We start from the raw sequence: 1779 nt of genomic DNA on the forward strand, positions 1-1779 counted from the left end.
CCGCTGAACGATGCCGTGCGCCTGATCGCCAACGAATCGCCCGAACCCGTGAAGACCGAGTTTCGCCGCATCGTCGATTCACAGCAGATGGGCCTCTCTATCCCCGACGCGACCTTGCGCATGCCCGAAACCATGCCTTGCACCGAGGCAAGCTTCTTCGGCATCGTTATCCAGATTCAATCGCAAGCCGGCGGGAATCTCTCCGAGGCGCTGGGCAATCTTTCGCGCGTGCTTCGCGATCGCAAGAAGATGAAAGCCAAGGTCGCGGCGCTGTCGATGGAAGCGAAGGCATCCGCCGCGATCATCGGTGCGCTGCCCTTCATCGTCGCCTTTCTCGTCTACCTGTCGAGCCCGGCCTACCTGATGCCGCTCTTCAACACCAGCGTCGGAAACCTGATCCTTGGTTGCTCTGCGGTCTGGATGTCGATCGGCATCCTGGTGATGCGCAAGATGATGAACTTCGAAGTCTAGGATGCTGGCATGACCGAGCAAGTCATCAAGACCCTGACGGATCCGAGCTTCCTGATCGCGATGCTGGTCGCGATAGCGGTGTTTGCGACCGTCTTCACCTTGCTGCCGGCGTTTGGCGGAAACCAGCTCAAGTCACGCATGAAATCCGTTGCGCTGGAGCGCGACGCACTGCGTGCGCAACAGCGCGCCCGGCTTGCGGTCGAGGCCGACCGCCGTCGCAAGGGCTTGCGTGAGGAACAGTCGATCGGCATGCGCAACATCGTCGACCGGCTGGATCTGAGACGCGCGCTCGCCGATGAAGGCACCTTGCAGAAACTCAAGGTGGCCGGTTTTCGTGGACAGAATCCGCTGACGCGGTTTCTTTTCTTTCGTCTCGTGCTTCCTTTTGTCGGTTTCGCGCTGGCCGCAATCTACATCTTCGTGCTCGGAGGACTGCCCGACAAGCCATTGGTCATCAGGCTGTTCGTCTGCATCCTCGTTGCTTACGGCGGCTTCTACGCGCCGGTCATCTACGTCAACAACCGCGCCACCAAGCGCAAGCAGTCGATCCAGATGGCATGGCCGGATGGGCTCGATCTGATGCTGATCTGCGTCGAATCGGGCATGTCGGTGGAAGCAGCATTGCGCAAGGTCGCCGACGAGATCGGCGCGCAATCGGTGGCGCTGGCGGAAGAGTTCATCCTCACCAATGCCGAGCTTTCCTATCTGCCGGAGCGCAAGCAGGCCTACGAGAACCTGGCAAGCCGCACCGGCCTGGATTCGGTCAAGTCGGTGTCGCAGGCGCTCGTCCAGGCCGAGCGTTACGGCACGCCGGTGGCGCATGCACTGCGCGTGCTTGCCGCCGAAAGCCGCGACATGCGCATGAATGCGGCCGAGAAGAAGGCGGCCGCCCTGCCGCCAAAACTTACCGTGCCGATGATCCTGTTTTTCCTGCCGGTGCTTTTCGCCATCATCCTGGGTCCCGCCGGCATTCAGGTCAGCCAACGCGGTATCTTCGGCGATCATGCGGCGCCGGCAACAAACGCCCAGTAGCGGCAAGGCAAATTCCTGCAGTACACTTCAAACGAAGAGGCCGCGCTGCATGCAACGCGGCCTCTTCGTTGGGGCATCGGAATTGTGGTCTCAGTTGGTTGCGGATTTCGGCTTGTCCTGGTCCTTGAGCTGGCTCCAGGCGTTCTGTTGGGCCAGCATCTGCCTGAGATAGGCGACATTTGCCTGCGCCTGTTCGGGCGACAGTTCCTGTGAGGCGATCTTCTCGGCCTCGTCGAACCGGCCTTGCAGGCCGACGACCAGCGCCAGGTTCTGGCG

General features: G+C 61.2%; 2 protein-coding genes and 1 pseudogene. 2 read left to right on the top strand and 1 reads right to left on the bottom strand.

The genetic code is table 11. The annotated features are described in order from the left end of the window. Positions 1-471: type II secretion system F family protein (locus tag EN879_RS34550; protein WP_164774783.1), on the top strand; the 471-nt coding region annotated here is incomplete at its 5' end. Between the two features lie 9 nt (positions 472-480). Continuing rightward, on the top strand, positions 481-1503 hold the full coding sequence (locus tag EN879_RS34555; RefSeq protein WP_127274647.1) for a type II secretion system F family protein: 1023 nt from the start codon (positions 481-483) through the stop codon (positions 1501-1503). 90 nt (positions 1504-1593) lie between these two features. Here EN879_RS34555 and EN879_RS34560 read toward each other — a convergent pair. Next, positions 1594-1779, bottom strand: a pseudogene (locus EN879_RS34560) (pilus assembly protein TadD); the annotation flags it as partial.

The organism is Mesorhizobium sp. M7A.F.Ca.AU.002.02.1.1, from assembly GCF_003998535.1.
GTDB classification, from domain to species: domain Bacteria; phylum Pseudomonadota; class Alphaproteobacteria; order Rhizobiales; family Rhizobiaceae; genus Mesorhizobium; species Mesorhizobium ciceri.